This is a genomic window from Dyadobacter linearis, assembly GCF_907165045.1.
GTDB lineage: Bacteria > Bacteroidota > Bacteroidia > Cytophagales > Spirosomataceae > Dyadobacter > Dyadobacter linearis.
Genome location: NZ_CAJRAU010000008.1, coordinates 204,999 through 212,615 on the forward strand (window position 1 = coordinate 204,999; position 7,617 = coordinate 212,615).

Sequence of the window (7,617 nt, forward strand, 5' to 3'; positions counted from 1 at the left end):
AGAATCGGAATAATTAGCAGAACGGGTGAGGGTATTATTCATCAGACTTCAAACGCTTTGACGCGGACGAAAGCTTTGAAGCGGATAGATTTTTTTGGGAAACGTCAATGAGAAATCTGTTTTTCAGCAGTTTGCGGCCAAGTAATATCGGGTATTGCATTTTACGGCGGTTCGCCAGCGAGAATTCGGTTCGTATCTTTTTTCCGAAAATCTTGATCTTGGTTTTAATTACATAACGTTTTTCTTCTTTTCCAGAGGAATTCCGGACAAAGGTTTCCTTGAATTCGTCGACGATAAAAGACTCCTGCGGGGCTCCTTTTTTTTTATCGAGATAAAATTGCAGCTGAATTTGCTCGCCTTCTTTGATCAATTTTACCCGCGAACAATGGATAGAAGAGGTAGTAGCTCCCGAATCAATCCGTACCGGGACATTGAACCAGCCCAGTTCGGGCAAGTCTACGATGTCCGTTGCGCCGATTATTTGTAGTGAGTGTTTCATTTGCGCTGAAAAAAATGAGCGATAGTTAGTGAAAGATCCAGAAAAACCATTTTGGCCCGCACATTCCGCTCAATATGGTAATGCGCCGTATTTACCTCGCCGACCATCCTCTCCAAAGAATCAAAAGTGACAGCTTTTGAAAAATTTTGAACGAAAGTCAGTTCTTCCTGAGGTACTCGAAGTAATTCGCCGGCCCCATTACTCCAAATCAGCATATCTCTGAAAAGCCGCAATGCGTATTCTAAAAGACCTTTTTGCCGCTCTTTGGGCATTACATCATATCCGTCGGCAAGCTTCACCAGGTGTGAAACATCATATTTATAGCAGGAACGCATCCAGCCGGCAAACCAGCCCGAGCGATCGTCTTCGTCTTCCTGAACCAGTTTTAATGCTTCAGACAAATTTCCATCGCACAAATAAGTAGCCTGATTGACGATGCTTTCGCTGATATCCTGTTTTTTTAGATAGCTGCGGATTTCGTCATCGGAAAATGCAGGAATTGTAATGCGCTGGGTGCGGGAAATAATGGTTGTCAATAATTTGTCAGACTGGTCACTTACCAGCAGAAAAAGTGTCTTTTCAGGCGGTTCTTCAAGGATTTTGAGTATTGCATTGGAAGAAGCCGCATTCATAATATCGGGCTTCCAGATCAGCAGGATCTTGTATTCACCTTCGTAAGCTTTTACCGAAAGTTTCCTGAGAATGCCTCTTGCCTCCTCCACAGAAATATTTCCCTGCTTGTTTTCTGCGCTGATAAAGTCCAGCCAGTCCGGCAAAACCCGGTAAGGATTTTCGAGCAAAAATGTGCGCCAGAGTGGGAGAAAAGCTTCACTGGTTTTACCGTCCGTTTTTTTGGAGGTTGCAATAGGGAAAATGAAGTGGAAATCAGGGTGAATCAGTTTACCCATTTTAAAGCAGGAGGCGCAAGTTCCGCACGCATCGTCTTCCTGCTTGTTTTCGCAATTAATATAGGTTGAAAAAGCCAGCGCCATTGCCAGCCCTGCCCCGCCCGGCGGAAAGTCAAATAGCTGTGCATGTGCCAGGTGACTATTTTTCACCGAGCGCCTCAGCGTGGATTTGATCGGTTCAAGGCCTGGAATATCTTTAAAGAGCACGGTAAATCTGAGTTAACTTTTTAGAATGAAGTGCGTGTTTAATAATTGCGCTGATTTTGCGTTAGGTCAAATACCGCCTGCAAAATGGCACGATCTGTTTCCTCAAAATCGACATTTCGTCTGCCAACTGTGTCAGCAGCAACTGCCGCAGCTTTTTGCAGGCGATATTCACAGATCCCTTCCGCAGATCCGCCCCAGGAAAAAGAAGGAATGTGTTTTTGCTGAAAACCACCGCCAAATACATTCACACTTACGCCAACTATGGTTCCGGTGTTGAACATGGTAGAAATGCCGGCTTTTGAATAATCTCCCATGATCAGTCCGCAGTTTGTTAAGCCGGTATTTTCCAGCTGGTTTGTCGCATAACTGTGCAGTTTGACGATGCTATGGTCGTTTTTTAGATTTGAGTTATTTGTATTTGCGCCGAGGTTACACCATTCTCCTAGAACAGAATTGCCGAGATAACCATCGTGTCCTTTGTTGCTATAAGCTGTTAATATACTGTTACTTATCTCACCACCTGCTTTGCAAAAAGGTCCGATCGTAGTGTTGGGCCGGATCTTGGTTCCCTGTGCCAGTACCGAACTTTCACCGATCGCAAATGGCCCCTGCACCATAGAACCCTCCTGGATCAATGCATTTTTACCAATATAAACGGGGCCGTTTTCTGCATTCAAAATGGAAGCCTTAATAACAGCACCTTCTTCGACAAATATCTGATCGGGATTATAGCAATGCGTAAAAGGATCAGATATCGCTATTGATTTTTTATTAGATGTAATTCTTTCAAAATCAGCTTTAATCTGAGCTCCATTGAAAGTGAATATATCCCAAACGTTCCTGATCAGGGTGAATGGTTTTGAATAAGTTAGCAGGTTAAACTGACCAGTTTCGCGACTATACTGCCACGATTTGTCAGTTCGTAAAGCCAGCAACTCGTCCTTTTCGGAGATCAGCATAGCACCGATTTCCAAACTATTTATGACTTTAATTAACTCAACGTCAGGACAGAGGCCGCCATTGATATACAAATTATCGCCGGTTTTAATGGAAGTGAATTTTGTACTTAAATACGCTTCTGTCTGGAAAGATACCGTCGAATTCAGGCAGCCCGCCCATTTTTCGGCGATTGTCTGAATGCCGCAGCGGATTCCCGCAATTGGCCTGGTGTATGTAAGTGGCAATAGTTGTGTGCGAAGTACTGGGTCGTCAAAGAGAATTACAGCGGGCATATTGAATCAGTATGTATGATCAAAGTTCGGTCATTTTATTGGTTGGGACAAAAAAAGAAGCAGTCTCCTGAACATTTGTCAGGAGACTGCTTCCATAATTATTTAAAGCCAAAAAGCGAAGTGCTGATTAAGCTTCTTTCTGTCCGTAACGTTTTCTGAACTTGTCAACACGTCCCGCAGTATCAACCAGTACGTTTTTACCAGTATAAAAAGGGTGTGACTGAGAAGAAACCTCTACTTTGTAAACAGGATAAGATTTACCGTCTTCCCAAGTAATATTTTCCGTGGTTTCGATTGTAGAACGTGTAACGAATTTGTAGTCGCTCGACAAATCCCAGAAAATTACCTCTCTATATTTGGGATGAATATCTTTTTTCATTGGTATATGGTATTATTTGTTTCTATACAATTCTCAAAAAGGATTGCAAAAGTAAGTATTCTAATTTTTCAAACCAAGTATTAAAACTGTATCTTTTTAAATATTAATACCATACGAAAATTTCTACTGCTAAACTTCACTAAGTTGCTGTTTCAGAACTTCGATCCCTTTCTTCGCTTCCTTATGAAAATCGGTGTAAGTAAAGCATTCAATAGACAGCCCGCCTTTGTATTTGATCTTCTTTAATGCGCTGAGATACGGTCTGAAATCGTCGCCTTTTACGCCAGGAGGAGTTCGGTTTTCTTTTTCGGCAATGTGGCAATGCACAATATGCTTGCCATATTTCACGATCTCTGTCGCGGGCTCATCTTCCTTTAACATATGAAATATGTCGCAAAGCAGCTTGATCGACGGGCTTTTTACGGCGTCAATGATCTCAACTCCCTCGGCCAGACTATTAATAAAGTTCGTTTCTCCTTTGTTAAGTGGCTCTACCGCGATAGTAACACCATATTTTTCAGCAAGCGGCGCCATTTTTTTTGTCAATTCAATGTGCTGGGCTTTGGCGGTAGCCCGGTCGAAACCTTCGGGGATAATCCGCGAGCCACCGCTTCCGAATACTACATATTGAGATTTGCATTCCTTCGCCCGCTTCAAAACGAGCTCGGTCCTTTGCAGGATGGCCTCATGGTTAGCATCGGGGCCCAGCGTTTTCAATGCTGCTGGTAACAAGATCACATAAGACTTGATCGGAAAGTTGTCCTGATGGAGCTGCTGCAAATTCTGCTGATACTTTTCGTCGCCCCCGGAAGGGATCAGGAATCCTCCGACAGACTCCTCTATGTACGAACATCCAGATTCTTTCAGAAAGTTGGCCTTATCATATGCAGCATAAACGCCAAGCGGGATCATATATTCGGGCTTTGTTCCGTGCATTGCAAATGCCTCGGGAATCAGGGATCCGGCTGCCAACCCCGCGAATACGCCTGAGGTCTTTTTCAGGAAGGTTCTTCTGCTATTTTGGTCAGTTTCAATGCTCATATTGGTAATTAGTTTAATTCGTTTTGTTGTAAATATTTGGTTTTAAATGCAAGTCCCCGTTAATAAAAGTTTTCTAATTAAGATTTATTATAAATAATTTTTTCTTATTAATTGCTTGATTTTCAGTTGTTGTCGAAGCAATAATTTATGTTCGAGTAAAAAGGCATTCAAAAAATGTTTGCAAATTTTGTAGCTGAAAATATTTTTGAAAATTTTTCATTGAATACTTCTTACCCTTTTGGGAGCTAAATAACTAGGTATAAGTTTATTACCAATTTCTTCATTTGTACTATGCCGGTAAACGCCGATTTCTGCCCGGAATGCCGGTTGCGATTGTGACTAATTTAGTGTTATTTCAACAGGTTTTAGAAAGTCAACTCCCCAGAATATACATCACTAACTTCCTTTAAAACACCACTTTACTATGTCAATGTATGTAATTAAGCGAGACGGTCGCCGCGAATCTGTAAAATTCGATAAGGTGACGGCCCGCATTGAAAAACTAAGCTACGGCTTGGACAGCAAGTATATTCAGCCGATCGAGGTAGCCAAAAAGGTTGTTTCCGGTATTTACGATGGTGTTACCACCGCAGAACTGGATAACCTCGCTGCCGAGACTGCGGCTTCGATGACCACCAAGCACCCGGATTACGCGATCCTTGCTGCCCGCGTCGCGATCTCAAATCTTCATAAGAACACATTGAAGTCGTTTTCGGCAACAATGAAGCGCTTATTTACATATATAGATTCTAAGACTGGTGAAAATGCATCGCTCATTTCAAAGGAAGTGTATGAGGTAATTCGCCAGAATGCTTCGCTATTTGACTCTACTATTATATATGACCGCGACTATGCCTATGATTATTTTGGCTATAAAACCCTCGAGAAATCATATTTACTGAAAGTTGACGGGAAAATTGTAGAGCGTCCGCAGCATATGCTGATGCGGGTTGCGGTTGGTATTCACCAGGAAGATATTCAGGCTGCGATTGAAACGTACCATTTGCTATCTGAAAAATGGTTCACCCACGCAACGCCTACCTTATTTAATGCAGGTACGCCGAAACCGCAAATGTCTTCGTGCTTCCTTTTGACAATGAAGGAGGATAGTATCAGTGGTATATATGATACCCTCAAAAATTGCGCGCTGATTTCACAGTCTGCGGGCGGGATCGGATTGAGCATTCACGATGTGCGTGCAACAGGTTCTTATATTAAAGGTACAAATGGGCAATCCAATGGTATTGTACCGATGCTGCGCGTATTTAATGATACTGCCAGATATGTGGATCAGGGGGGTGGAAAGCGCAAAGGTTCTTTTGCTATATATATGGAACCCTGGCATGCCGATATTTTTGATTTTCTGGATTTGAAGAAAAATCACGGGAAAGAGGAACAGCGTGCGCGCGACCTTTTCTATGCATTATGGATTCCCGACTTGTTCATGAAACGCGTTGAGGCCAACGATACCTGGTCACTTTTCGATCCGCACGAATGCCCGGGACTTTCTGATACGCACAGCGATGACTTTGTGAAACTGTACGAGCAATATGAATTAGAAGGAAAGGCCCGCAAGACTATAAAGGCTCAAGATCTGTGGTTTGCTATCATGGAGTCGCAGATTGAGACCGGTACTCCTTACATGTTATATAAGGATCACGCGAATAGTAAGTCCAACCAGAAGAATCTGGGCACGATCAAGTCTTCGAACCTTTGTACTGAGATCATTGAGTATACTGCGCCTGATGAGGTAGCTGTATGTAACCTGGCTTCTATTGCATTACCGAAGTTTGTAGAGCAGGGTCCTGACGGGTATATGCGATTTGATCATCAGAAGTTATATGAGATCACCAAAGTGATCACGAAAAACCTGAACAAGATCATTGACCTCAATTACTATCCGATTCCGGAAGCTGAGAAAAGCAATAAAAGACACCGGCCAATCGGTATTGGTGTGCAGGGATTGGCCGATGCATTCTGTTTAATGCGCATGCCATTTGACTCTGACGAAGCCCGCCAGTTGAACAAGGAGATTTTCGAAACGATCTATTATGGATCAATGGAAGCTTCTATGGAGCTTGCTATGAAGTTAGGACCGTACGAAACCTGGGCTGGTAGTCCAATATCGCAGGGTATCTTCCAATTTGATATGTGGAACGTAACTCCCGACAGTAATCGCTGGGATTGGGAGAAGATGAGGAAGGATGTTATGAGGTACGGAATTCGCAATTCACTGCTTTTGGCGCCTATGCCAACTGCATCCACGAGTCAAATTCTGGGGAACAACGAGTGTTTTGAGCCGTTTACTTCTAATATATATGTGAGAAGGGTTCTTTCAGGGGAATTTGTGGTAGTCAATAAGTATTTGTTGAAGGATTTGGTAAGGCTGAATCTATGGAATGAGGAAATGAAAAATAATTTGGTCCGTGCAAGCGGATCGGTGCAAGCCATTCCGAATATCCCTCAAAACGTTAAAGATCTTTACAAGACGGCCTGGGAGATTAAGCAGCGTAGCTTACTGGATATGTCCGCCGACCGCGGGGCTTACATTTGCCAATCGCAGTCACTTAATATCTTTATGGAAGAAGCGAATTTCGGTAAGCTGACTTCTATGCATTTCTACGCCTGGAAAAAAGGACTTAAAACAGGTATGTATTATTTGCGTACACGTGCAGCATCTGATCCCGTTCAATTTACGGTTAGCAAGCAGGCAGAAGTGTTGCTGGAACCTGCTACGGCAGTTGTTACAGAAAAGGAATTGAATTACGTACAATACGCGGAGGATCACGCAAAACCTGTGATGCCTCGTGATAATAGATCTGACATGCAATGCTCACTTGATGATCCTGAAAGCTGCGAGGCTTGCGGCAGTTGAGATAGTAATGCTATCTGAAATGAAAATGGCACCTACGAAAGTGGGTGCCATTTTCATTTCAAGAACTCATTATTGGAAGGTCTGAAAATATTTCAAATTTTTTTTAGTTCTTTTATTTTCATTTTCAGGGAGTTGCGTGCTTGGGTTAGAATTTTGGTAAAAATATTTTGCTTTGGGATTTGGAAGTTAAAAATAAAGCCTGCACTTTTGCACTCCCAATCGGGAACAACGGTAGCGCAGACGGCGAGACCACTAGTTCTGAAAGATTCAGAGCAACGTTCTTTGACATGATGAAGAGAGCAAAAAGATAGTTCGTTTAGAAGTATAGATGGTTTCGGCCATTACAAATAATTTACAATGGAGAGTTTGATCCTGGCTCAGGATGAACGCTAGCGGCAGGCTTAATACATGCAAGGCGAAGGGGCAGCAATGTCACTGTCGTACGGGTGCGTAACGCGTATGCAACCTACCTTTTA

The 7,617-nt window shown here is 42.8% G+C and carries 6 protein-coding genes and 1 rRNA gene; 2 read left to right on the plus strand and 5 right to left on the minus strand.

From position 1 onward, the window contains the following. Positions 1–34: 34 nt before the first annotated feature. The 5 genes from KOD92_RS23445 to KOD92_RS23465 form a co-directional block, all read right to left on the minus strand. Complete coding sequence (locus KOD92_RS23445; protein ID WP_215236048.1) at positions 35–499, minus strand: ATP-dependent zinc protease family protein; 465 nt, start codon at positions 497–499, stop codon at positions 35–37. Then, positions 496–1,614, minus strand: coding sequence for a DNA polymerase III subunit (locus KOD92_RS23450; protein WP_215236049.1), 1,119 nt, complete (start codon positions 1,612–1,614; stop codon positions 496–498). The genes KOD92_RS23445 and KOD92_RS23450 overlap by 4 nt, the downstream gene beginning before the upstream one ends. A gap of 38 nt (positions 1,615–1,652) precedes the next feature. Further along, entirely contained in the window at positions 1,653–2,846 is a 1,194-nt protein-coding gene (locus tag KOD92_RS23455) for a putative sugar nucleotidyl transferase (protein ID WP_215236050.1), read from the minus strand. A 127-nt stretch (positions 2,847–2,973) separates the two neighbouring features. Next, positions 2,974–3,225: a type B 50S ribosomal protein L31 gene (locus KOD92_RS23460; RefSeq protein ID WP_215236051.1), complete on the minus strand. Its 252-nt coding sequence runs from the start codon at positions 3,223–3,225 to the stop codon at positions 2,974–2,976. A 129-nt stretch (positions 3,226–3,354) separates the two neighbouring features. After that, positions 3,355–4,266 carry a sugar phosphate isomerase/epimerase family protein gene (locus tag KOD92_RS23465; RefSeq protein WP_215236052.1) on the minus strand — a complete coding sequence of 304 codons (912 nt, stop codon included), beginning with the start codon at positions 4,264–4,266 and terminating at the stop codon, positions 3,355–3,357. Positions 4,267–4,696: 430 nt separating this feature from the next. Here KOD92_RS23465 and KOD92_RS23470 point away from each other — a divergent pair, with 430 nt between their 5' ends. Then, the gene (locus KOD92_RS23470; protein WP_215236061.1) at positions 4,697–7,141 is read left to right on the plus strand and encodes a ribonucleoside-diphosphate reductase subunit alpha; all 2,445 of its coding nucleotides are present in this window, start codon (positions 4,697–4,699) and stop codon (positions 7,139–7,141) included. Between the two features lie 354 nt (positions 7,142–7,495). Next, positions 7,496–7,617 (plus strand): 16S ribosomal RNA (locus tag KOD92_RS23475); the annotation flags it as partial.

What these genes read in the sequence shown, in the direction of transcription:
- KOD92_RS23455 (WP_215236050.1), bottom strand. Translation starts at nt 2,846, where the DNA reads ATGCCCGCTGTAATTCTCTTTGACGACCCAGTACTTCGCACACAACTA.
- KOD92_RS23460 (WP_215236051.1), bottom strand. Translation starts at nt 3,225, where the DNA reads ATGAAAAAAGATATTCATCCCAAATATAGAGAGGTAATTTTCTGGGAT.
- KOD92_RS23470 (WP_215236061.1), top strand. Translation starts at nt 4,697, where the DNA reads ATGTATGTAATTAAGCGAGACGGTCGCCGCGAATCTGTAAAATTCGAT.
- KOD92_RS23445 (WP_215236048.1), bottom strand. Translation starts at nt 499, where the DNA reads ATGAAACACTCACTACAAATAATCGGCGCAACGGACATCGTAGACTTG.
- KOD92_RS23465 (WP_215236052.1), bottom strand. Translation starts at nt 4,266, where the DNA reads ATGAGCATTGAAACTGACCAAAATAGCAGAAGAACCTTCCTGAAAAAG.